Source organism: Enterococcus sp. MSG3299, assembly GCF_050555765.1.
Taxonomy (GTDB): domain Bacteria; phylum Bacillota; class Bacilli; order Lactobacillales; family Enterococcaceae; genus Enterococcus; species Enterococcus faecalis.
This window is the reverse complement of record NZ_CP187869.1, coordinates 1,169,994-1,193,456: the sequence shown is the minus strand read 5'-3', so window position 1 is coordinate 1,193,456 and position 23,463 is coordinate 1,169,994. Positions and strand designations below refer to the sequence as shown.

Genomic DNA, 23,463 nt, shown 5'->3' with positions numbered 1-23,463 from the left:
TTCCTTACTGAGCTGTTTCAAATAACGTTTGCTCTAAATAAGGCAAAATTTGTTCATTTATTTGATACCCTTTTCCCCAAGAGGTTGTAATAATCTCTTCGTTCATACCTGCATCACTAAATTTTTGTTTCACTCGTTTACATACGAAAGACAGCTGCGATTTTGTAGAAGCATCTGGTTCTTTCTGCCAAAGCAAGCGACAAATTTGATCACGATCCAACCCTTCGTGGGCATGCTGATACAAGATTTTTAAAAAGCGTTGCTCGTTTTTTGTAAAGCGAATCTTTTTTACTTGGTCATCAAGTAGCTCGGCTGTGACTTCGGCAAAACTTTGATTGACAGTGTCAATTTTTTCACGAATATCTTCCAATGAATCTTTGAGGCCTAACCACCGGATAATACCTCTTTCCTGCCAAATCTCTGCTTCACGTTTATTACACATCGATTGTGAACGTCGATAAATCGGCTTCTCTAACGATGAAAGACTTCCTAATAATCTCAAGCAATCGTTCTGAGATAGTGTTTCACTTAATACAATTGCATCAAAATAATTAAAAAAAGTTAACTCATGTTCTATAGTTTCTTCACAGCAGTTCGTACAAAAGACTTCATAATTTAAATGTTGTAATTGCTGCTGAAATGTTTGCTCAACTAAAATGTTCTTTGTTAATACCAAAATCCTTCTCATTTCTTCTTTCCTCCTAGAACTCTTTCTGCTACCAATAACTAAACGCACCAATCAAAATACGTTACCAAATCGCGTGTTTTCTCCATCGATTGGTTAATAAACACCTTTTTATCTTCATCTCTCTTCGCTCCTTTATTCTTTATTTTGGTGGTTATTTATATTATATTAGAAAATGATTTTTTTTGTGTGTAAAATTTTTTTATCCTCCGTAAAAAAAAATGAATTTCCTTTAATATCAATTAATAAAGCTGATTTTTTAACAAAAAAAGTGCCGAAACTTCCTACTTTTTGCTAAAACACGCCAAAAATTCTGTAATTTTATTATTTTTTTCTCGAGAAAACATCAAAATGTTGATGTTTAACACTAACATTTTGATGTTTTCGACAAAAATCTTTACAATTAATCGGTAATTTTCTCTACTTTTAACGATAACTACTTTTAAAAAAGAGTTATTTTAAAAGTGACTTAAATATTTATCATATAAAAAGTAAGGGACTAGAATCTATACGATTCTAGTCCCTTACTTTTTATAATCCACAATGTTTTTAGTTAGAAGAATTCTTTTTTGCTTTTCTAGCAGAACGATCTTTTTGACGACGTTCAATTTTACGTTTTTTCTTATTGCTGTCTTCAATTGCCCAATTAATTTTTTTCTTGTATCCTGGTTTAATTTTTTTCTTTTTCTTTTTCACTAAACCAATTAACGTTGGGTCTAATTCTTCTCGAGATTTTTCTCGTTTTGTTCGACGGTTGCGATCATACGTCTCTACAATCTCACCATTTTTAATTTCTTTTGGTTTGAAAGAAACACCTAACTGCTCAATCTGAGTAATCGCTTCATCATCTGCTGGTGAATATAATGTTATGGCAGTCCCATTCAATCCATTACGTCCTGTGCGGCCAACCCGATGGATAAAGAAGTCCAATTCATGTGGAACTTCTGCATTGATGACATGTGAAACCCCTTCAATATCAATCCCACGTGCGGCTAAATCAGTAGCTACCACATATTGGTAGTCAAGATTTTGAACTTGACGCATCACACGTTTTCTTTCGCGTGGTGTAATGTCTCCATGAATTTTGGCAACTTTTAGGCCCTGATCTTTTAAGTAATCGGTGATTTCATCAACTCTTTGTTTAGTATTTGCAAAAACAATCGCTAAATAAGGATGTCCGATAGTCAATAATTGATAAATTATTTGATTGCTGTTTTTTCCTTTGGTGGAAATCAACCAATTGTCAATTGTTTCTGAAATAACTGCTTTTGGTTTGATATGTTCAATCACTGGATTTTCTAAATATTTTTTTAAAAATGGTCGTAATTTTTCTGGAATGGTTGCAGAAAAAACGAGCATTTGTAATTTTTCTGGCAAACGACCAGCAATTTGATCGACTTCTGCTAAAAAGCCCATATCTAATGTCATGTCTGCTTCATCGACAACAAAGGCAAAAGCCGTATGCACTTTCAAGGCTTGTTCATTCATCATATCTAAAATCCGCCCTGGTGTACCAATCACCACATGAGGTTGTTGATGCTTTAATTTATTTAATTGACGTTGTTTATCTGTTCCGCCAACAAAATTTGACACTCGAATTTCTGGTTGACTGAAACGAGCCAGTTGCTGCGCTTCTTGATAAATTTGATTGGCTAATTCACGACTAGGCGCAGTAATCACAATTTGTACTTCGTCGATAGTTGGCTTAACTTTATCCATTAATGGAAGTAAAAACGTATGCGTCTTTCCACTTCCTGTTTGCGATTGTCCAATAACACTTTTCCCTTTCTTAATGATTGGGATTAATTTTTCTTGGACTTCTGTTGGTTCTTCAAACCCTTTTTCTGCGAGTGCTTCGTTGATAAAAGGTTGAAATTGAAATTGTTTAAATGAAGGCACTTGCCTCACCTCTTCTCGTTAAATTCTTTATGCACTTTGGCATTATAACACAAAAACAACTTTTACTCACCTGCTGATTCCTTTGTTTTCGCAACTTCTAATGTACTGACTGTATAAGTGTGGCTGGCTTTTTCATAAAACAAACGCCGTTTTTTACGAATCAAGGTTAAAAAAACGTTGATCAAAAATAGTAAATATAAAATTAAACAGAACAAATACAGAAGCAGTGACACCATTTGCAACATCCGATTAGAAGAATTCAATAAATCAGTGGCATTGGCTAGATAAATACTAATTAAACCATACACAAAATACAAATAACCGTAGCGAACAAACAAGGCTTTTAAACGAATTTTTTCATGTCCTGTTTCAACCACCCGAATGCGAACAACTTTTTTCCCTAACGTTTGACCATTTGTCAGTTTCATCATGACGATAAAGACCGCAAACACCATGATAAAGAACCACATCCGATCTGAAAAAATCGGATAATTGGTTGCCCAATTTTTATAAGCTGGAATGAAATTTAGTCCAAAAACGAGCAGGCCTTGCACAAAGCCAATCACCAACCAATCAATCCCCCATGCAAAGAAACGTCTCAACAGGCTAACTGTCTGCCCTTTTTCATAAGAGGTGGCATCAATTTCTTCTCGTGTTGGCAATAAAAAGGTAAAGAGTGGCGTCAACCAATAACCGACCATGCCTCCGACGGTATTATTAATTAAATCATTGACATCCGCCAAGCGATACGAACGTGGATAAATAAAATAAAGGCCAGATAACTGTGTTAATTCAAAAAATAATGACAATAAAAAACTCGCAAGAACTGTTTTTAAAAATGAACATTTGAAATAATACCGTAAATACACACCAAAAGGTAAAACTAATAAAACATTAAACAGTGGTTCTAAAACGGCATGCTGTTTTAATGCTGGCAAATACGTACTAGGATCTTTGAGCGAAAAAACAGTTTCGTTTAAAATCCCTGAAATAAAATGAAAAGGCCGCAGTTCCATTGTTGGTCCTGTGTATTGAGCCACCTCTGCCCGAGAAGGCAACGGTAAAATCACCAAGAAATAGGCACATAATAAATAAAAAACAAATGAATACAAAATCATTGCTCGTGTCCAAACAAAGGAACCATATTTGCGGTATTCATAGATTAATAATGCCCCAGAAATAAAAAATGCTAGAAACGGGAAAATAATGATTGCCCATTTAATTGGTTCGCTATATACTGCCATAAAAATTCCTCCAAGATAAACAATTTCAAGTATGAATGCCTCAATAACACTATACTTGTTTCTAAAAAAATGTACCAACAATAAATTTTATTTTGCAAATCCTCTCCTTTGCAGTATCATTAAGAAAAAGGAGGACGTTCTCATGTTACAGCCATATTTTGCGTTTGGAGTGCCGCTATTTTTACTTGTGCTCTACTTACTCTTTGCACTGATTCACCGTCAAACAACGATTCATTATTTACGGTTTATTTTGTTACTTATTTCAACATTTCTCATGGTTTTTAGTTTCCAAGTATTGCAAGAATCATGGACCATCAACCCTGAAACGTTAAAAGATGCCGCTTATTCTCCGCAATGGTTATGGATTCCTTTAGGTATCGGGTTAATCCTCACACTTTACAACGCTTGGCACGGCCTTCGTACAATGATAAAATACAAGACCGATAAACATTAGTAAGAGTCTAGGACGATGGTTGTGTCCTAGACTCTTACTGTCTCATCATTCAAATGAAATTTAATTTTTCTTAACAAACTCTGATTTTAACTTCATTGGACCAAAGCCATCTACCTTACAGTCGATGTTATGATCGCCTTCCACTAAACGAATGTTTTTCACTTTTGTGCCTTGTTTAATTGCGCCACTGGCACCTTTAACTTTCAAATCTTTGATTACAGTAACACTGTCACCATCCGCTAAAAGATTGCCATTTGAGTCCTTGACTACTAAGCCTTCTTCTGCAACTTCTTCTGTTGGTGACCATTCATGACCGCATTCTGGACAAATAAATAATCCGCGATCTTCATAGGCATATGCCGACCCACATTCAGGGCAGTTTGGTAATTGCTCTGTCATTAACGTTCTCCTTTGTAAAAAATAATTCTTTTTCATTTTACCTTATTTTCTAGTGAATGAAAAGTAGTCCTAATGATTTATCAACGTCCGATAACTACTTTCTAATTACTTATTTATTTTTGAGCCCACTCTTGGCAAGCTGCTTGGATTTCTTGGTAAATCACTTCAATTTCAGTCGCATCACCTGCATTAGCGCCACTTGCCAAAGGATGGCCGCCGCCATGATGTTTTTTAGCAATTGTATTAATGATTGGTCCTTTGGAACGTAACCGAACGCGATAATAACCTTCCGGCTGTTCAACAAAGATTGCCCATGAGAGAACATCTTCAATTTTTCCTGGCATTGAAACAATGGCTGCCGTTTCAGAATCGACAATATCATAACTGTTTAAAATACTTTGTGGTAAAACGACACGAGCAGCGCCATTTGCGTCGATTTCTAAATTTTGATAAATATAACCCGCTAATTTAGCAACCTTTAAAGGCATTTGGTCTAACTCACGATTTAAGTCTGCGGCATTAAAGTTAAACGTACGCAATTGCGCAGCGACAGCGAGTGTATGCGCCGAAGTGGAAGGATAAAGAAAACGTCCTGTATCCCCCACAATCCCAGCATACAATAAACGAGCTGCATTATCTGTCATCGTTAATTCTGCTAAATGCTGTTGCCAAAAATCAACAATAATTTCACTACAACTACTTGCATTTGTATTCACCCAAACTAAATCTCCATAAGGTTCATCATTCGGATGATGATCGATTTTAATTAATTGATCGCCTAAAGAAAAACGCGCATCACTAATTCGTGGAGCATTTGCAGTATCTGTTACAATGACTAATGCACCTCGATAGACATCGTCAGTAATAACGTCCATTTCAGCTAAAAACTCTAAGCCTTCCACTGGTCCGCCTACTTGATAAATATTTTTTTCAGGAAAGCTCGCTCTTAAGAGTTCTGCTAATCCAACCTGTGAGCCAATCGCATCTGGGTCGGGCCTTTGATGTCTATGAATAATAATTGTTTCATATTGTTTAATTGCTGCCATAATTTCTTTTACTACGTCCATTCTTTGTAGCCTCCTACGTTCTCTCCATCACTTGGCAAACAACAATTGCTTTTGCCACAATGACATTTTCTAAATAAACTTCAATATCTAATTTTGCAGAGCGACGACCAATTTCTAAAATCCGTGGACGAATGTCCAATTCACTTTCCAACTGGATTAGCCGCAAATAATGTAGATTCACTTGTTCAATTAGTACATTTCTTTTTTGATTCATCAACATTGTCCGTTGTGTCACGTTAGAAATAATTTCACTTAGGACACCGAACGAGATGGTACCAACACTGTTAACCATTTGGGGCGCAACCGAAAAACGGAAACGGGTTGTTTCTTTGCCATTTTCTTCAACAGGCATCACTTCCCCGGAAATTTGATCTGAAATTGTATCTGCAATTTGTGGTTGTCGTTGCACCAATTGCATAGCTTTCATCACATCTTGACGAGAAACAATCCCAACAAGCGCTAAATCATCTTCCACCACCGGCATGACTTCTAGACCATCCCAAATCATTTGATGACTAACACTTGCTACACTCATCATCTTTTTCACAACATTGGGATCCTTGGTCATGACTTTATCCACGGTTAAATGTTCACTTTTACCAATGACATCTTTGGCTGTGACAATCCCCACTAAACGTAATTTCTTATTTACTACTGGGAAACGAGAATGATGGGTACTTTCAGATAATGCCTGATAATCTGCAATCGTCTGAGTTGTCAACAAATAATTGGTTTTTTCAAGCGCTGTATAAATATCACTGACAAGTAAAATATCTTTTTTAATCAACTGATCACTTAAGGCACGGTTAATCATAGTAGCCACAGTAAATGTATCATATGTGGTTCTCAAGACAGGCATACCCAGACGATCTGCTAACTGTGCAATCTCTTCAGATGTTTCAAATCCACCTGTAATTAAAACGGCTGCCCCATTTTCTAAAGCAAGCTTTTGCACGCCTTGGCGGTTACCAACAATCATTAAGGATCCGGGAGTAATATATCGCGTCATTGCGGTTTCTGTCATTGCACCAATTACAAATTTATTAAGGACTTTGTCTAGACCAGAGCTACCGCCTAACACATCCCCTTCAATAATCCGGACCACTTCACCAAATGTTAATTTTTCAATATGTTTTTTTAACTTCCGCTCAATTCGTATCGTACCAACACGTTGAATGGTGGAAACAAGCCCAATATTTTCTGCATCTTTGATGGCCCGATACGCTGTTCCTTCACTAACACTTAAACTTTTGGCAATGCTTCGAACAGAGATTCGATCGCCAATTGGTAATTCTTCAATATGTTTTAAAATTTGATCATGTTTCGTCGCCATAATTTCCTCCTAAACTAGGATCGTCTCTCCTGGGTTTAATACTTTCCCGCCAACCACTTGCTCTACGAATATTGCTGGATTTTGTTGGATAACAGGAAAGGTATTGTAATGAATTGGAATTGTTATTTCGGGATTTAAGTAAGAGACTGCTTCTAGCGCATCCTCTGGTCCCATCGTGTAATTATCGCCAATTGGTAAGAACGCTACATCAATGGATTTGTCTTTTGCAAAAAGGCGCATATCTGAAAACAACGCCGTATCACCAGCGTGATAAATTTTTTTATCTTCTGCTTCTAAAATAATCCCACTTGCTTCGCCCATGTAGGTCATTACGCCGTCTATTTCATAACCGGAACTATGCAAAGCTGGCACAAATTTAACCGAACCAAAAGGAAAGACATAACGCCCGCCTAGATTCATTCCATGCGCTTTTACCCCTTGCGACTGTGCATACGTAGCCACTTCAGCTATCGCAATAATCGTTGCCTTGTTGGCTTGAGCAATTGCTAGCATATCGCCAATATGATCGCTGTGTCCGTGGGTGATTAAGATGTAATCAGGGTGTAAATCTTCAAGTGAAACGCCCGCTAAAGGGTTGCCATTAATAAAAGGATCAAATAAAAGGTTCGTGCCGTCGTTTAGACGAATTTCAATACAGGAATGTCCATGTCCTATCAGTTCCATTTGTATTCCTCCTACGGTATTTTCTACACAATCTTATGATAATTAATCGTCAAATTCATTCTTAAAAGTAGTACAGTTTAGTACAGTTTACTTTCTTTATTGTAACAGAGAATTAGAAATATACAATCGCATTTGCTTATTTTCTTAGCTAGTAAAGAAACAGACGAGAAAAATCATGAATCTTTCTCGTCTGCTTCTTTTTACTTATTTGGTTGTTTTCCGAAAACGTAAAATCGTTAATATAAAGGCCGCCACACATAATAGAAAGGCGACAAAAAAGGTTTCACGCATTCCCACAATAAATATATCTGGGCGATTAGCCAGATACGTGGTTACTCGTTCACCATAAGCTTCACTCATGCCACGATATAAAATGGTCGTTGACAACGCAATCCCAATGACCATTCCTAAGTTTCTAGCAAAAGAATTCATACTTCCTGCTACACCTAAATCTTGCTTTTCAACACTGCTCATAACCATTGTATTGTTTGGAGACTGGAAAAGTGCATTTCCCAAGCCCATAATGGCTGTTGCAATCACATAATACCAGATAGGCGAATTCATATCTAAAAACATATACATTAACGACGTACAGCACAAGAGCAACAATCCGCCAAATGTTAAAATACCTGGGCCAATTTTATCCGTCAAATAGCCACTCAGAGGAGCCCCAACCACCATTAATAACGGAAATACCATCATTAATAGACCAGCATAACTAGCACTTAGTTTGCGTGCATCCTGCAAATAAAATGGAATGACAACATTTACAAAAAAGTTTGAGGCAAAAATTAAAACGGCGGACAATAAACTTAAAGTAAAAATTTTGTTTTTAAAAATTGCGAACTTGATAAGTGGGCTTTTTCTTTTCCGTTCAACCATTATAAATAATCCTAATGCGATTACTGCAATAATGAACAATAAATAGGATTGTAACGAGCCAAACCCGCTCTCTTGTCCGAGGAAAATCCCGCCGAAGAACGTCATAATCGCAATGGCAATACAAGCAAATCCTGGAAAATCGATTTTTTCTTTTGTTTTTGTAATATCTTTTGGTAGAAACTTTTCGCCAATTAAAATTGTAACTAGCCCCACAGGAACATTAATCCAAAAAATATACGACCAAGAAAAGTTTGATAAGATCAATCCACCAATCCCAGGACCAGCAATCGCGCCTAAAGAGACAAAGGCACCTACTGCACCAAGCGCCCGCCCTCTTTCATTTAAAGGGAATACTTCCGTAATAATTCCTGAATTGGTCGCCATGGTCATGCTAGCACCAATACTTTGAACGACTCGCGCAAATAATAGAAAACTCAGCGATTGATTAAAGCCACAAAGTAATGAACCAATCGTAAAAATAACCGTGCCAATTCGATAAACTTTTATTTTTCCAAAACTGTCGCCAATTTTTCCAAATAATAATAAACAAGCACAGACAACCATTAAATAAATAGATACGACCCATTCCGCTTGATTCATGGGTACGGACATTTCTTTTGAAATAGTCGGTAAAGCAATATTTACAATGCTGGAATCTAATGTAGACATGAAGGTAAACATAGCCACAGAAACTAAAATCCACCAACGATTTTTCTGCACTTCAGAATCCTCTTGGTAACTTTTAATTTTCTCCATTGATTCATCCCCTCTCGCTCCAAAACAGTTTACTTACTAATAATAACTCTATTTCTTCTTTTTTTCATCGGAAATTTTCTAAAAAATCACTCATGAGATGTTCACCTTCTTATTACACGCTCGCAATTGACAACCATTCGCTTTTACGCTAATTTAAAATTAGCAAACGGAAAACGCAAGGAGGACTTGAAATGACCTTAATTTCTCGCATTAAACAACTAGCTCAGTCAAAGCAATTAACCCTCGCCCAATTAGAAAGAAACGTCGGCATTTCCAATGGACAAATTCGTCGTTGGGATACCTCTTCGCCTAAAGTAGAGAATCTTTTAAAAATAGCAGACTATTTTTCTGTTTCCTTGGACTATTTAATGGGCCGCACCCAACAAACAGAGATCAATCATCAGGCACCTATGACAAGCACACAAAAAGAGTTACATATTCACATTACTACGGAAGAGTTAACAGAAGAAGAAATTACTCAGTTAGAGGAAGAAGCAAATCGTTTCTTGCGGTTCCGTAAATTTGAAATGACAAATTCTTAAAGAACGTTCACTTCTCCTAGTCAATTGATAGCAAAAAAACTAGCACCTAAACAAAAAAAACCACCACGACCGTCGTCTGTGGTGGAAATGAAGGTTGTTATTTACTCTTGGTAGGAGTAAGTATGAAAAAACCAATTCGGGATAATTGGCATAACGTAAGTATAGTAGTTTGTGCCTTTTTTATCATGAGTTTCAGCTATATTTTTTATAAAACTTTTATTAGAACACCATTAACAGTCCTTTATTTAGATTCTTTAAAGCGTTTTCTTTTATTGAACATATTGTTTTAAACATTCGATTTCCTGTGCTACACTTACTTTTAGAAGGGGGATTTTATTATGGCAAATCAAAAAAAAGATAGCTTATCAACATTATTTTCTGAAGAAGTTCATGGACCGTTTGTTACTTTCTTGTTTAACACCCATGTCGCTCATCAAAACGTAGAAAAAGATTCGCTTGTTTTGAAAAATTTTGCAAAAGCGGCAAAAACACGCTTTGAAAAAAAATTTCCTGAGGAAAAATGGGCTGTTTTCCAAGAAAAAATTGACGCACTTCTAGCTGATGCTTCCTTCTGGCGCAACGGCACAGCAAGTGTTTCAATCATCTTATCTCCAGAAAACACCTTTGTTCAACGATTAGATGTGCCCGTTGACGATCAATATTACGTGGACACGATCCCTTATTTACTTGGACTAGTCAAAGACAAACAATTTAACTACCATTATTACCTACTTGCTCTAAATCGCGATTCAATGAAACTTTACAAGGTTGATCATACGACTGTGACTCCTGTTGAATTGCCTAAAGACGCGCCAACAGACGTGGTCACAGCTTTAGGTGATGAATTAACGGGTGGTAATTTAAACTTTTCAACTCAAGGTAGTTCTAACGGTTCTAAAGAAGGTGTCGCTTATCATAGCATCAATACTAAAGATAAAGAAGTTGAAATTGATTGGGTGAACTACTATCAAGCAGTCGATACTTTCTTAAAAGATCAACTGGATAATCCTGAAAAATTACCGCTTTATCTTTATGCTTTACCAGAAAACCAAACACTCTTTAAAAAGATTGCTAAAAACCCTTATTATGATTGCTCAATTTCAGTTGCTGCTTCACCTGCACAAGCAACCATTCAAGATATCCGCAGCGCTAGTGAAAAAATAGCTGCAGAGTTAACAGAAAAAGAAACAGCTTCTTATAACAAATTACTAGATCGTAAATTCTTAGATCAATTTACAGATATTTCGCCAGCGGCAGCTGACGGTAAAATTTCCCATCTTTTTATTGCAACGTCACTCTTTGTTACTGAAAACAATGAAATGTCATCTGAAGAGTACGATCGCCGCAAACTTTTAAACACCATTGCTTACCAAGTCATTCAAAACGGCGGTCAAGTTTTTGTTTTAGACCAAAAAGCTGCACCAGATGAAAAGTCTTTAGCGGCTATCCTCCGTTATTAAAAACAGGCAAAAAGCCCATTGTAAGAAAGCGCCTTACAATGGGCTTTTTTTCTGAGACTTATTGAAACAGCACTATAACAGCCTTATCTTCACTTTCTAGTTTTTAAAAAACATCCGATAAAAAAGAAAATAAGGTTATCGCTATACAAAAACCAGTTAGTATGCTATAGTAATAGATGTAGTTTTTGTTCGGTAATATGGGTAGCTGTTTCAAATAAACATCTTCCACATTTTTCACCTTTCAAGTAATTGCAAAATATGAATGTGTTATAACACACATCTAGGAGGATATTTATTATGGAAACAGGTACAGTAAAATGGTTTAACTCAGACAAAGGCTTTGGCTTCATCACTGCAGAAAACGGAAACGATGTATTCGTACATTTCTCAGCTATCCAAGGTGACGGCTTTAAAACTTTAGAAGAAGGTCAAGCAGTAACTTTCGAAATCGAAGAAGGTCAACGTGGCCCTCAAGCAACTAACGTTACTAAAGCTTAATTAAACAATACTGACTCAAAAACCTGACGTTAATCGTCAGGTTTTTTTTATAAAAAAAAGAACAAGAAAACTTTCTGAAACTAAGTGCTTCCTCTATTTTTTTTGAAGAGTTTTCGTTATACTGAAGAGGAAAAATGTTTTAAAGGAGTTTATTTATGCAATTTTATGGTGATTTAACCTTTTTAGGTGTTTATTTATTGGGTCTCTTTTTCATTCCCTCGTGGCGGAAAAAGAAAAAAGAACACGATTGGTTGCCGTGGATGTTTGGCTGGACCGTCTTTATGTTCTTCTCATATGTTTTATATTTAGAAATCATTCGTGGCACAGCCTTCTTTTTAATTCCCATTGCTTTTTTTGGCTTGTTTGCGCTCTTCTACTTCAAAGAAAAAAGGCGTTTACTGAATGGAACATTATTTAATATTTTTCTTGTGGTTCTAGCGACTTATTTAGGGATTACTGCGATTCGTACAAACAACTACTTTCTAATCACCTTAGCAATTATTGCCCTGCTGGCAATTTTTATCGCTTTGGCTTTAGGACTCTATGCCTTAATTATTTTCCTCTATTGGAATGCGGTCGTTGTTATGAGAAAAGAAGGTCGGTCTCTAGGGAACTTGTTGACGTTGTTGCTGGCAATTGGCTTAACATTACTATTAATTTATAATTTCTTTTTTCAATCGTTGTTACCAACGTGGCTCTCCTTACCATTAACTATTGCGCCATTTATTTTGACTTATTTCGCGTTTGTTTTTTATAATTTTTTAACTGTTTCTACGTTGTATCAATTTAATCAGCCAAAATATACACAGGATTATATTGTTGTGTTAGGTTCGGGGTTAATCAATGGTGAGATTGTGCCGCCGTTATTGCAAGCCCGTATCAACAAAGCCATTCAATTTTACAAGGCTCAAAATCGCGCAACGTTAAATCCACCAAAAATCGTCATGTCTGGTGGCCAAGGTCCCGATGAATTACTTCCTGAAAGTGTCGCAATGAAAATGTATGCTTTGACACAAGGTATTCCTGATGATGATATTTTAGTAGAAGCTCATTCAAAAAACACACTAGAAAATATGCGTTTTTCCAAAGAAACAATGATTGAGGATTTTGGAAATGCTAATTTCCAAGCCATTTTTACTACAAACAATTATCACCTTTTCCGAGCGGGTCTTTTCGCTCGAATGGCTGGCTTAAAAGCTGACGGCATTGGTGCAAAAACCGCTTTTTATTTTTTACCTAACGCGTTTATTCGAGAGTTCATCGCCATTGTAGTGATGTACAAACGCCGCCATATTATTGTTTGCGGCCTAGCTGCCATCGGTATGGTTATGTTATTCTTAACAGGATTGATTATTCAGTAAAGAAGGAGTTTCCCCTATGAGTTTGTATCAAAAATTTATTCAAAATGAACGTTTGCGACGTTTTTGCGTCCTTGCTTTGATTATTTTTGTGCTTTATTTATCCAGAAGTATGATTACAACAATTCTTTTAACATTTATCTTTACCTATTTAGCTGTTCGTTTGGTCCATTTTGTTCAACGCTATATGAAAATCCCGACGATTGTCATCGTTCTCTTAACCTATGCATTGGTTGTTTTTCTAATCTATTTAGCGATTACTAAATATGTTCCCGTTCTAGTTAACCAAACGACTCAAATGATTAATTCTGTAGTTGATTTTTATCAAAGTCCACATACAGATACAAATCAAGTATTGCAATTTATTGATCAATACTTGGAAAAATCTAACTTACTCTCTCAACTCCAGAATGGTGCTTCAATGATTTTGCGCTACATTCAAGATATTGGCGCTGTCGGTTTATCATTTGTCATGTCCTTTATTTTAAGTTTCTTCTTTATGATTGAGAAGAAGCAAATGGCCGATTTTTCTAAGTTATTTTTAAAAAGTGATTTTGATTGGTTTTTTCAGGATATCTATTATTTTGCCAACAAGTTTGTCAACACATTTGGTGTCGTAATGGAAGCTCAGTTTTTCATTGCTGTGGTGAATACAGTCATTACTACCTTGGCCTTGGCGATAATCGGCTTTACTCAGCTACCTAGTTTAGCTATTATGATCTTCATTTTGAGCTTAGTCCCAGTTGCTGGTGTGATTATTTCCTGCATTCCGCTAAGTTTCATCGCTTATTCCCAAGGTGGCTTGAACGATGTGATTTATATCTTAGCTTTAATTACAATCGTCCATTTATTTGAATCTTACGTGCTAAATCCTAAATTCATGTCTAGTAAAACAGAGTTACCAATCTTTTATACGTTTGTCATTTTATTAGTTAGTGAGCGTCTCTTTGGTGTATGGGGACTTATTGTAGGAATCCCTGTGTTCACTTTCTTCTTAGACGTCTTAAAAGTAAAACCGATTCGTGGCCTGAAACGGCTACCTAATGTGAAAAAAAATAGTTCAGCAGAATAATTTCTGCTGAACTGTTTTTTTATTGTTTTCTTAAATCATTTAAAATAGCCAAGGCTCGGTCTTGGTTCATCGTTTTTTGACGTTTTAATTGTTGAGCGACTGCCTCAACTTCTTTACCAGTAGCTCCGACCGTCATCGCTAAAGAACGTGCTTGTAGAGCCATGTGTCCTTTTTGAATTCCTTCAGAGACTAAGGCCCGTAACGCCGCTAAATTTTGGGCCAAACCAACAGCCGCTACTACTCGACTTAGTTCTTTTGCATCCGTCACTGCTAACAAATCAGCGGCTGCTTGAGATTTAGGTAAGACTTTTGTGGCACCGCCAACCGTGGCTAAAGCAAGCGGAACTGAAATTTCACCAATTAGTTGTTCGCCATCCAGCGTCCAACTAGTCAAACCTTGGTAGCGACCTTCCTTCACCGCAAAAGCATGACAAGAAGCGCTAACAGCGCGTGTATCATTTCCTGTAGCTAAAACTACAGCTTCAATGCCATTCATGATTCCTTTGTTATGCGTGACTGCCCGATAAGGATCTAATGAAGCATAGCGTGAAGCTAAAACAATTTTTTCAGCAATTTCCCGGCCATTGATCCCCTTACTTAAACGTGAAACTGGAATAGCCGTTTTCATCGTAACAACCGACTCCGTTGCGTAATTACTTAAAATACTGAATAAAATCTTTTGCTCCGCAAACCATTCACGGAACAACTCGGCCACACCTTCCAACATAGCGTTAACGATATTTGCCCCCATTGCATCCTTAACATCTACTAAAAAGTCGACAGATACAAATGATTCATCAAAAGCACGATACTGCAAATCTCTTAAGCCGCCGCCGCGTTTAACGATAGATGGATAACTTAACTCTGCTTGTTGAAAAATTTCCGCTTCTCTTACTTGTAGTTTATCAATCAATGACTCGGGATCTGCAACATCGTAAAAAACGATTTGTCCACGCATTAAACGTTGTTGATTCACTGTTTTAAATCCTTGTGCTATTTTTGCACCATTACTCAAAGCCGCAATCACTGAGGGCTCTTCTGTCGCCATTGGTACCAAATAATCAGTTTCGTCCACTGTTAAATGTAAGCCAACGCCCATCGGCACTTCTGTTTCACTGATTTGATTTTCAATCATATGATTGGCAATCTGCGAAGATAAAGCCGTATTTTCAAATTCTTTTTTTGTATCAGCAGAAATCTGGCCTTCATTAAGAAGAGAAGCCAGGCGTTCCTCAGGACTCATTTGATAAAATCGGCTGTTTTTTTTTTGCTGAGGTCTCTCTAGTAGCATAGCGAGTCCTAAGCCACCGCCGATACATAAAGAAGCCACTCCATATTTCTTTTCTTTTTGATTTAATTGATAACTTAAACTTGTTAATAAACGAGCACCTGTGGCACCAATCGCATGACCTAATGAAATACCGCCACCATAAATGTTAACCTTCTCCTCTGGTAAAGCCAGCTCTCTTTGGACCACAATTGAAGTTGCTGCAAAAGCTTCGTTGATTTCATACAGATCAATTTCTTCCGTAGTAAGTTGATTCCGCGTTAACAGTTTTTGAATGGCTTTAATCGGCGAAATTCCCATATAGGCTGGATCAATACCGACTTCCACACTGTCTCGAATAATAGCTAAATAAGGAAGACCGTGTGCTTCGGCATATTCTTGTGAAGCAATAATCAAAGCAGAAGCCCCATCATTAATGGTTGATGCATTCCCTGCTGTTACAGTACCGTCTTCTTTAAAAACTGTTTTAAGCGTTCCTAGCTTCTCAACGCTCGAATTAGGGCGAATCCCTTCATCTTTCTCCACAAGCGTTCCTGACACTTCTAATGGGGCTATTTCGTCAGCGAATATCCCTTCTGCTTGTGCTTGAGCTGCTTTTAATTGTGAATGTACAGAAAATTGATCTTGCTCTTCTCTAGTTACATGATACTTTTCGGCCACATTTTCAGCAGTTAAGCCCATTGCTTGACCACTAAAGGCATCCGTTAACCCATCGTACATCATACTAGAAAAAGGCGCATCGTAGCTTTCTGTTTCGTAATTAAATCGTTGTAATTTAGGTGCTTGGGACATATTCTCAATCCCGCCAGCAATTAAAACTTCCGCTTCTCCTAATTGAATCAATTGTTTCGCCAAAATAACGGCCTTCATTCCTGATCCGCAGACCTCATTAACCGTCATTGCGGGAATTTCATGAGACAAACCGCTGTTTATTGCTATTTGTCGTGCGGGATTTTGCCCATTTCCAGCTTGTAAAACATTTCCAAAGATTACTTGATCAATTTCTTCAGAAATAGTGGAATGTCTTTTTAAAAGTTGTGTTGTAACATGTGTTCCTAAGTCTACGGCACTTACTTGACTTAAGCTGCCTTTATATTTTCCAATTGGTGTTCGTAATGCATCAATAATAACTACTGTTTTCAACTAAATGCACCTCCATCTTGAAATATATCATAAAATCCCAGAATCACAAGTGCCAATTACTGAATGTTAACAGACTTATAAGATATTTTTTAATAATCTATGAAGTTAATACAAAAATTCCCCATTTTGGTTCATTTCGTGCTATTTTATATAATGAATCTATTTATCGTAAAGGAGTTAAAGAAATGACAATTGGGATTGATAAAATTAGTTTTTTTGTGCCCCCTTATTATATTGATATGACGGCACTGGCTGAAGCCAGAAATGTAGACCCTGGAAAATTTCATATTGGTATTGGGCAAGACCAAATGGCGGTGAACCCAATCAGCCAAGATATTGTGACATTTGCAGCCAATGCCGCAGAAGCGATCTTGACCAAAGAAGATAAAGAGGCCATTGATATGGTGATTGTCGGGACTGAGTCCAGTATCGATGAGTCAAAAGCGGCCGCAGTTGTCTTACATCGTTTAATGGGGATTCAACCTTTCGCTCGCTCTTTCGAAATCAAGGAAGCTTGTTACGGAGCAACAGCAGGCTTACAGTTAGCTAAGAATCACGTCGCCTTGCATCCAGATAAAAAAGTCTTGGTTGTAGCGGCAGATATTGCAAAATATGGCTTAAATTCTGGCGGTGAGCCTACACAAGGAGCTGGGGCGGTTGCAATGTTAGTTGCTAGTGAACCGCGCATCTTGGCTTTAAAAGAGGATAATGTGATGCTGACGCAAGATATCTATGACTTTTGGCGTCCAACAGGCCATCCGTATCCTATGGTCGATGGTCCTTTGTCAAACGAAACCTACATCCAATCTTTTGCCCAAGTCTGGGATGAACATAAAAAACGAACCGGTCTTGATTTTGCAGATTATGATGCTTTAGCGTTCCATATTCCTTACACAAAAATGGGCAAAAAAGCCTTATTAGCAAAAATCTCCGACCAAACTGAAGCAGAACAGGAACGAATTTTAGCTCGTTATGAAGAAAGCATCGTCTATAGTCGTCGCGTAGGAAACTTGTATACGGGTTCACTTTATCTGGGACTCATTTCCCTTTTAGAAAATGCAACGACTTTAACCGCAGGCAATCAAATTGGGTTATTCAGTTATGGTTCTGGTGCTGTCGCTGAATTTTTCACTGGTGAATTAGTAGCTGGTTATCAAAATCATTTACAAAAAGAAACTCATTTAGCACTGCTGGATAATCGGACAGAACTTTCTATCGCTGAATATGAAGCCATGTTTGCAGAAACTTTAGACACAGACATTGATCAAACGTTAGAAGATGAATTAAAATATAGTATTTCCGCTATTAACAATACCGTTCGTTCTTATCGAAACTAAGTATTTATATCCCCCGATTCAATCAACAAAAGAGCTAGACATTCAAGTTTTTGCTTGAATGTCTAGCTCTTTTTATGAAAGCCAAACTTCTTTGACCCCGTCTGTCACGGCGATACCATCTGTCAAAGCTAAACGTTGTGAATAAGAAACGTAGCCATAATAAACATCAACACCGCCGCCATTGTTCCAAGTAACAGTGATTTTAACATTTGGAGTAATCGATTTTGTAGCTGGTTGGGTCGTCGGGCGATAACTAGTCGTATCATAACTTAAAATAGTGCCCGAAGCTCCACTTATTTCGGCTTTTCCTGTGTAAATTTCGCCATTCGTATTCGTCTGCGTGACCGCTCCATTCGCTTCAATGATTAACCCCGCTTGCTTTTGATCTCCTCGTGGATAATAAAAAAGATACGTGGTTGCCCATTTAGCAAACTCATCTGGAATTGGTTTAAGTGATTCCGTTGGTGCCGGACTCGACTTCGTTTGCTTTTCAACCGCGACTTCTTCTTGTCTTTTTAAGCCTTCATTATTTTGATTATTTAGTTTCTCAACCGTTTCTTTAACGATTGAATAATGAGGTTTCCCTAAATCGCTAACAGGGATCGTAGCTAATTTTTCTTCTGATTCTTTATATTGCCTCTCTGCCGTTAACTTTTTAGCTTCTGTAATAATGGCATCATACTTGGTTTGGTCTACAGAAGAGGATGTGCTTTGTCCCGTAGCTTCGACTTGTTTTGTGACACTGGTTTTTTCCGTGGTCACGTCTGACGAACTTCCACAAGCACTTACAAACATTGAGCTAACGATTAATAAACATCCCACAATCACATGCTTTTTCATCTTTAAATCCCCCATTTGTTTATCTTTGTTATTTTTTGTTACTTAAATTATCCCATACATGAACAAAAGAAACCATTATTTATAAAAAAGTTTAGCAAGCGCTTCAAGAGAGGCACTTGCTAAACTTTTTTCTCACTGTTATTGATTGATTACTTTGACTAGTTCTTCAAATAATAATGCACTAGATGCTGCTCCTGGATCAATATGACCAATTGCTCGTTCCCCTAAATAAGAGGCACGTCCTTTTTTCGCCACCCAATCTTTTGTTGCTTCAGCAAATTGTTCAATTTTTTCTTCATTAAATTGTTCCGTTCCAATTACTTCAGCAACAGGTGACCAGACATCAACCATCGTTTTATCTCCTGGTTCAGCTTTGCCGCGCATCTGAATCCCAGCTAGACCTTGCTGAACAATTTCTTTTAATTGCTCTAGCGAACTGATGGTTTCCAAATCTTTTGTCGCTTTAGTCATATTCATAAACGCAGTACCATATAAAGGACCAGAAGCTCCGCCAACTTTTGAAATCAAAGCCATGGATAGGACTTTAAATGTCTCCGTGATTGTTGTTGGTACTTTTTTGTCAAACGCAATTTTGTATTCAGCCATACCACGAGCCATGTTGTTACCGTGATCCCCATCACCAATCGGCGTGTCTAATTCACTTAAATAGTCTTTTTTTTCTTCAATAACTTTTGAATAATTGTCTAACCATGTTTGAATATCTTTTACTGTTAATTCCATCTTTTATCACCCTTACCAAGAAATTGTTGTTACATTGCTTTCTAGCGCTGTTTGCCAGTCTTTTGTCGCCAAGTCAATCATCGTTAAAGATAATCCTTGCATGTCAATAGACGTCATATAGTTACCCACTTTATGGAAGGTCACTTGAACACCTTTATCTTCTAATAATGTTAGCACGTCGTTCATAAATACAAATTGTTCCATTAATGGCGTGCCGCCCATGCCATTGACAAGTACCCCCACTGTTTGTGGTTGTTGTTCATAGCTACTTAATGTTTTTTCAACTAATTCTTTCGCTAACTCTTTCGATGGTTGGATTTTTTCACGACGATAGCCTGGTTCTCCGTGAATCCCTACGCCAAATTCAATTTCATCTTCTGGTAAAGTAAAACCTGGTTTGCCAACTTCAGGCACAGTGGCTGCTTTTAAAGCCACTCCAATTGTTTTCGTGGCTGCTACAATCTTTTCTCCTAAAGAAACGAGCTCTTCTAAAGAAGCACCTTGGCGGGCATGATGTCCTAAAATTTTATGGACAAGAACAGTCCCGGCAACGCCTCGTTTGCCAGCGGTATAGGTGCTATCTTCGACAGCAATATCGTCATCGACAACGACCATTTCTACATGAATGTCTTCCATATCAGCCATATCTTTGGCCATTTCAAAGTTCAAAATATCGCCTGTATAATTTTTTACGATTAACAGAACACCGGCCCCTTGGTCTGCCGCTTGGATTCCTGTTAAAATTTGATCTGGTGTTGGTGAAGTAAAGACATCACCTAAAACTGCGGCATTTAACATTCCATCACCAACAAACCCAGCATGTGCAGGCTCATGACCACTTCCACCACCAGATACTAACCCAACTTGTTTGTTTGAGTCGTTGCGAGCAATCACGCGAGAATCTTCGACTTGATGAACAAGGTTTCCATAGCTTTTCACAATTCCTTGGAGCATTTCTTCGACAATTTTACCAGGTTCATTAATAATTTTTTTCATTTAGTTCCACCCTTTCTTACCAGCATTTTGAGCTTCTGCTAAAATTTGCGTCAAATCATCTGAGACACCTGCAGTAATTGCTGCCGCAAAGGCACCTTCAACCAATGGTGCATCGACTAAATGATAATGTTTCTGTTGGTCTTCTTCTAGCATATCAAAAGCTAATTCTGAACTTAAAACGGCACTGCCTAAATCGGCAAAAATTAAAAATTCTCGGTCAGAGTCCGCTTCGTTAATCGTGTCAATGATTTTCATTGGATCTGAACCTAATGAACCATCTGATGTACCACCAAGTGAATGAATCGTAGTTTCTTCACTGGCGTTCATCTGTTCAATCATCTCTTTAATACCATCTGTAATCATTTTGCTATGTGAAACGAGTAAAATATCTGCTTTCATGTGGACACTTCCTTAATCTAATTTATGTCTTGTTTTATATTCTTGTCCGACTTTATCTGCAACAATGATTGCATTCGCTACTTCTTCAACGACAATTGGGAATGGCATTGAATGAATTGATTCTTCTGGAATGCAAGCAATTTTGGCTACTTCCAACGCTTCTTCATAAGTGATTTCATCGACACCAATGTCTGAAAGCGTTAATGGTAAACCTACAGAAGCGCTAAAGTCTAAAACAGCTTCTAATTCGTCTTTTGCTGCATCTTCTAATACAAGTTGTGCAATCGTTGCAAAGGCTACCTTTTCACCATGTAAATAACTGTGCGCACCAGGTAAGACTGTCATACCGTTATGAATCGCATGCGCTGCAGCTAAACCGCCACTTTCAAAACCTAAGCCTGAAAGTAAGATATTTGTTTCGATAATCTTATTCAATGATTCAGTAACCACGTTTGCATCACAAGCTAATTTCGCTTTTAACCCATCTTCCTGTAGATTTTCCCAGCAAAGTTTTGCCATGGCCAAAGCTGCATATGTGCCGCTAGCAGCAGGCGTTAAGCCTTCTCTTGAACCCATTGGCAAACTAGCATTAACCCGAGAATATGAATTGTGTGTTGCGCGTGCTTCAAAATATGTGGATAAGGCATCCCCCATTCCAGCAACTAAAAATCTAGTTGGCGCTTTGGCAACCACTTTTGTATCAACCATAACGACGCTTGGACTTTGTTTAAAGTAAGCATAATCATCAAATGAGCCATCTTCATGATATAGTACAGCTGAATGCGAAGTTGGTGCATCTTGAGCCGCAATCGTTGGTACAATAATTAAGTTTTCACCTTCTGCTACGACTTTTGAAGCATCGATTGCTTTACCGCCACCTAAACCAATGATACAGTCTGCTTGTTCTTTTTGTCCAACGTTTTGCAAGCGCTTTGTTTCTTCACGCGTTACTTCTCCACTAAAGCCACCCTCTACGAAGGTAATGTCAAACTTTTTCGCTGTTTCTTCCAATTGTGGACGTACACGATCAACGTCAGCAGGATTTGCAATTAGTAACGCTTTTTTTCCAAAAGTTGAAACGAAGTAACCTAAGTTTAGTAATTCATCTTCCCCTTGAACATATTTCGTTGGTAAAATCAATGCTTTTCTCATGTTGATAGCCTCCTATATTTTGTTTACATACATAGTATAAAACGCTTTCATCCAAAAAGCATTGAACTTTTGGTATCGTTTTCTTGCAAAAAATGATAGAATTATTTTGTGAAATAATAAAATATTATGATTTTTAAACTTTAGATTGAAGGATTGCCTTATGACTGTAGAATTAAAAAATATTTTAGATTTAGAAAAGTGGGAAAAATTGCAAGAATCATTGGCCTTAAGCACTCGTTTAGCCATTATTTTAGTCGATTATAAAGGTCGACCTGTGACGAAACATAGCCAAGTTCAACCCTTTTGCCAACTGGTACGTCACTCCCCTGAGCTCTCGAAACTTTGTGAAAAATGTGATGCTCGTGGTGGCTTGGAAGCCGTTCGCACTGGTCAGCCTTTTATCTACCGTTGTCACTTTAACATCGTTGATATGGCCATCCCCATTATTGTTGATGACCAGTATGTAGGAGCCATTATGGCTGGTGAAGTTTTGCTCGAAGATCACCAAGAAGAGTTAGAACAGGTTTTAACCATGAATGATGCCTTCATTCAAGAATTTTTAGTAACACACCAAGAGCTGTATCAACAATACCCTGTTTTAGAACTAGCAGACTTAGAAAAGAGCGCGACATTAATCGCTGATCTAAGCCAATATATTATTTCTGAAGCCATCAAAAAAGATTATTTAATCAATACGTACAAACAATCCTTACAGATTAGTTCGCGAAAAGAAGAGCTGGAGCCATTGAATATGATCCAAAAAGATATTCAACAAACTTTATTAACTGCTCAATTAACTCCTTCAAGTGCCTATCAAACTAAAAATAAGCAATTACAACCGGTTTTAGATGCCCTTTGGGAAAACAAATCGCTGCGTTTAAATTTACAAGAACTGGCAGACCTTGTTCATTTGACACCGACGTATTTAAGTCGTTTATTAAAAGAGGAGTTTGGTATTCCCTTTAGTCAATTTTATCGACAATTAAAAATCACATGGGCTAAACAGCTTCTTTTGGAGACAGATAAAACGATCGCCCAAATCAGTGAAGATTTAGGGTTTGTTGAAGATAGCTATTTTGTCCGTATCTTTAAACAAGAAACGGGTGAAACACCTCTTAAATACCGTAAAAGAAAGAACAGAGCATAAAAAAAACAACGACTCCGAGAAGTCGTTGTTTTTTTTACACCTTTTGCACTTGCTGTGGCTAATGCAACAAGTGCAAAAGGCGCATTA

At 37.4% G+C, this 23,463-nt stretch carries 22 protein-coding genes; 8 read left to right on the top strand and 14 right to left on the bottom strand.

The annotated features are described in order from the left end of the window. Positions 1-4: 4 nt before the first annotated feature. From IGL23_RS05905 to IGL23_RS05895, 3 genes are all read right to left on the bottom strand, one after another. Entirely contained in the window at positions 5-688 is a 684-nt protein-coding gene (locus IGL23_RS05905) for a helix-turn-helix domain-containing protein (protein WP_050443332.1), read from the bottom strand. Between the two features lie 546 nt (positions 689-1,234). Beyond that, complete coding sequence (locus IGL23_RS05900) at positions 1,235-2,593, bottom strand: DEAD/DEAH box helicase (RefSeq protein ID WP_002385937.1); 1,359 nt, start codon at positions 2,591-2,593, stop codon at positions 1,235-1,237. 53 nt (positions 2,594-2,646) lie between these two features. Beyond that, entirely contained in the window at positions 2,647-3,828 is a 1,182-nt protein-coding gene (locus IGL23_RS05895; RefSeq protein WP_033595262.1) for a VanZ family protein, read from the bottom strand. 55 nt (positions 3,829-3,883) lie between these two features. Here IGL23_RS05895 and IGL23_RS05890 point away from each other — a divergent pair, with 55 nt between their 5' ends. Further along, positions 3,884-4,282 carry a hypothetical protein gene (locus IGL23_RS05890; RefSeq protein ID WP_002382283.1) on the top strand — a complete coding sequence of 133 codons (399 nt, stop codon included), beginning with the start codon at positions 3,884-3,886 and terminating at the stop codon, positions 4,280-4,282. A 60-nt stretch (positions 4,283-4,342) separates the two neighbouring features. Here IGL23_RS05890 and IGL23_RS05885 read toward each other — a convergent pair whose 3' ends face one another. The 5 genes from IGL23_RS05885 to IGL23_RS05865 form a co-directional block, all read right to left on the bottom strand. After that, a complete protein-coding gene (locus IGL23_RS05885) occupies positions 4,343-4,681 on the bottom strand; it encodes a zinc ribbon domain-containing protein YjdM (RefSeq protein ID WP_002357741.1) in 339 nt (112 codons plus the stop codon). A gap of 113 nt (positions 4,682-4,794) precedes the next feature. After that, entirely contained in the window at positions 4,795-5,748 is a 954-nt protein-coding gene (locus tag IGL23_RS05880; protein WP_033595264.1) for a DHH family phosphoesterase, read from the bottom strand. A gap of 13 nt (positions 5,749-5,761) precedes the next feature. After that, positions 5,762-7,081 carry a DRTGG domain-containing protein gene (locus IGL23_RS05875; RefSeq protein WP_002357743.1) on the bottom strand — a complete coding sequence of 440 codons (1,320 nt, stop codon included), beginning with the start codon at positions 7,079-7,081 and terminating at the stop codon, positions 5,762-5,764. Between the two features lie 9 nt (positions 7,082-7,090). Next, on the bottom strand, positions 7,091-7,765 hold the full coding sequence (locus IGL23_RS05870; RefSeq protein WP_033595266.1) for a metal-dependent hydrolase: 675 nt from the start codon (positions 7,763-7,765) through the stop codon (positions 7,091-7,093). A gap of 204 nt (positions 7,766-7,969) precedes the next feature. After that, on the bottom strand, positions 7,970-9,403 hold the full coding sequence (locus IGL23_RS05865) for an MFS transporter (protein ID WP_002369482.1): 1,434 nt from the start codon (positions 9,401-9,403) through the stop codon (positions 7,970-7,972). 191 nt (positions 9,404-9,594) lie between these two features. Here IGL23_RS05865 and IGL23_RS05860 point away from each other — a divergent pair, with 191 nt between their 5' ends. From IGL23_RS05860 to IGL23_RS05840, 5 genes are all read left to right on the top strand, one after another. Next, positions 9,595-9,945, top strand: a complete 351-nt coding sequence (locus IGL23_RS05860; protein WP_002357747.1) for a helix-turn-helix domain-containing protein — start codon at positions 9,595-9,597, stop codon at positions 9,943-9,945. A 338-nt stretch (positions 9,946-10,283) separates the two neighbouring features. Continuing rightward, on the top strand, positions 10,284-11,405 hold the full coding sequence (locus IGL23_RS05855) for a hypothetical protein (protein ID WP_002357749.1): 1,122 nt from the start codon (positions 10,284-10,286) through the stop codon (positions 11,403-11,405). A gap of 297 nt (positions 11,406-11,702) precedes the next feature. After that, positions 11,703-11,903: a cold-shock protein gene (locus IGL23_RS05850; RefSeq protein WP_002357750.1), complete on the top strand. Its 201-nt coding sequence runs from the start codon at positions 11,703-11,705 to the stop codon at positions 11,901-11,903. A 155-nt stretch (positions 11,904-12,058) separates the two neighbouring features. After that, positions 12,059-13,264 carry a YdcF family protein gene (locus tag IGL23_RS05845; RefSeq protein WP_002382277.1) on the top strand — a complete coding sequence of 402 codons (1,206 nt, stop codon included), beginning with the start codon at positions 12,059-12,061 and terminating at the stop codon, positions 13,262-13,264. A 16-nt stretch (positions 13,265-13,280) separates the two neighbouring features. Then, positions 13,281-14,333 (top strand): AI-2E family transporter, encoded by a 1,053-nt coding sequence (locus IGL23_RS05840; protein WP_002357754.1) that lies wholly within the window; start codon positions 13,281-13,283, stop codon positions 14,331-14,333. Positions 14,334-14,352: 19 nt separating this feature from the next. Here IGL23_RS05840 and IGL23_RS05835 read toward each other — a convergent pair whose 3' ends face one another. Beyond that, a complete protein-coding gene (locus IGL23_RS05835) occupies positions 14,353-16,764 on the bottom strand; it encodes a hydroxymethylglutaryl-CoA reductase, degradative (protein ID WP_010712394.1) in 2,412 nt (803 codons plus the stop codon). Between the two features lie 185 nt (positions 16,765-16,949). On the opposite strand from IGL23_RS05835, the gene IGL23_RS05830 reads away from it, so the two are divergent. Beyond that, entirely contained in the window at positions 16,950-18,101 is a 1,152-nt protein-coding gene (locus tag IGL23_RS05830) for a hydroxymethylglutaryl-CoA synthase (protein WP_002361740.1), read from the top strand. 72 nt (positions 18,102-18,173) lie between these two features. Here IGL23_RS05830 and IGL23_RS05825 read toward each other — a convergent pair whose 3' ends face one another. The 5 genes from IGL23_RS05825 to IGL23_RS05805 all read right to left on the bottom strand — a co-directional run bounded on the left by IGL23_RS05825 (position 18,174) and on the right by IGL23_RS05805 (position 22,229). Beyond that, complete coding sequence (locus IGL23_RS05825; RefSeq protein WP_033595268.1) at positions 18,174-18,956, bottom strand: hypothetical protein; 783 nt, start codon at positions 18,954-18,956, stop codon at positions 18,174-18,176. Positions 18,957-19,079: 123 nt separating this feature from the next. Next, a complete protein-coding gene (gene dhaL / locus IGL23_RS05820; RefSeq protein WP_033595270.1) occupies positions 19,080-19,682 on the bottom strand; it encodes a dihydroxyacetone kinase subunit DhaL in 603 nt (200 codons plus the stop codon). A 12-nt stretch (positions 19,683-19,694) separates the two neighbouring features. Beyond that, on the bottom strand, positions 19,695-20,678 hold the full coding sequence (gene dhaK / locus IGL23_RS05815) for a dihydroxyacetone kinase subunit DhaK (protein WP_002357760.1): 984 nt from the start codon (positions 20,676-20,678) through the stop codon (positions 19,695-19,697). Further along, positions 20,679-21,077 carry a dihydroxyacetone kinase phosphoryl donor subunit DhaM gene (dhaM, locus tag IGL23_RS05810; protein ID WP_033595272.1) on the bottom strand — a complete coding sequence of 133 codons (399 nt, stop codon included), beginning with the start codon at positions 21,075-21,077 and terminating at the stop codon, positions 20,679-20,681. Positions 21,078-21,089: 12 nt separating this feature from the next. Next, a complete protein-coding gene (locus tag IGL23_RS05805; RefSeq protein ID WP_002363858.1) occupies positions 21,090-22,229 on the bottom strand; it encodes a glycerol dehydrogenase in 1,140 nt (379 codons plus the stop codon). Between the two features lie 160 nt (positions 22,230-22,389). Between IGL23_RS05805 and IGL23_RS05800 the strand changes: the two genes are divergently transcribed. Beyond that, entirely contained in the window at positions 22,390-23,376 is a 987-nt protein-coding gene (locus IGL23_RS05800) for a PocR ligand-binding domain-containing protein (RefSeq protein WP_002382271.1), read from the top strand. The last annotated feature ends 87 nt before the right edge of the window (positions 23,377-23,463 follow it).

Bases quoted from the DNA above. Each gene is read 5' to 3' on its own strand.
- IGL23_RS05880 (WP_033595264.1), bottom strand. From the start codon at position 5,748: ATGGACGTAGTAAAAGAAATTATGGCAGCAATTAAACAATATGAAACA.
- IGL23_RS05805 (WP_002363858.1), bottom strand. From the start codon at position 22,229: ATGAGAAAAGCATTGATTTTACCAACGAAATATGTTCAAGGGGAAGAT.
- dhaL (WP_033595270.1), bottom strand. From the start codon at position 19,682: ATGGAATTAACAGTAAAAGATATTCAAACATGGTTAGACAATTATTCA.
- IGL23_RS05895 (WP_033595262.1), bottom strand. From the start codon at position 3,828: ATGGCAGTATATAGCGAACCAATTAAATGGGCAATCATTATTTTCCCG.
- IGL23_RS05870 (WP_033595266.1), bottom strand. From the start codon at position 7,765: ATGGAACTGATAGGACATGGACATTCCTGTATTGAAATTCGTCTAAAC.
- IGL23_RS05885 (WP_002357741.1), bottom strand. From the start codon at position 4,681: ATGACAGAGCAATTACCAAACTGCCCTGAATGTGGGTCGGCATATGCC.
- IGL23_RS05830 (WP_002361740.1), top strand. From the start codon at position 16,950: ATGACAATTGGGATTGATAAAATTAGTTTTTTTGTGCCCCCTTATTAT.
- IGL23_RS05865 (WP_002369482.1), bottom strand. From the start codon at position 9,403: ATGGAGAAAATTAAAAGTTACCAAGAGGATTCTGAAGTGCAGAAAAAT.
- IGL23_RS05875 (WP_002357743.1), bottom strand. From the start codon at position 7,081: ATGGCGACGAAACATGATCAAATTTTAAAACATATTGAAGAATTACCA.
- IGL23_RS05860 (WP_002357747.1), top strand. From the start codon at position 9,595: ATGACCTTAATTTCTCGCATTAAACAACTAGCTCAGTCAAAGCAATTA.
- dhaM (WP_033595272.1), bottom strand. From the start codon at position 21,077: ATGAAAGCAGATATTTTACTCGTTTCACATAGCAAAATGATTACAGAT.
- IGL23_RS05905 (WP_050443332.1), bottom strand. From the start codon at position 688: ATGAGAAGGATTTTGGTATTAACAAAGAACATTTTAGTTGAGCAAACA.
- IGL23_RS05850 (WP_002357750.1), top strand. From the start codon at position 11,703: ATGGAAACAGGTACAGTAAAATGGTTTAACTCAGACAAAGGCTTTGGC.
- IGL23_RS05845 (WP_002382277.1), top strand. From the start codon at position 12,059: ATGCAATTTTATGGTGATTTAACCTTTTTAGGTGTTTATTTATTGGGT.
- IGL23_RS05800 (WP_002382271.1), top strand. From the start codon at position 22,390: ATGACTGTAGAATTAAAAAATATTTTAGATTTAGAAAAGTGGGAAAAA.
- IGL23_RS05855 (WP_002357749.1), top strand. From the start codon at position 10,284: ATGGCAAATCAAAAAAAAGATAGCTTATCAACATTATTTTCTGAAGAA.
- IGL23_RS05825 (WP_033595268.1), bottom strand. From the start codon at position 18,956: ATGGGGGATTTAAAGATGAAAAAGCATGTGATTGTGGGATGTTTATTA.
- IGL23_RS05840 (WP_002357754.1), top strand. From the start codon at position 13,281: ATGAGTTTGTATCAAAAATTTATTCAAAATGAACGTTTGCGACGTTTT.
- dhaK (WP_002357760.1), bottom strand. From the start codon at position 20,678: ATGAAAAAAATTATTAATGAACCTGGTAAAATTGTCGAAGAAATGCTC.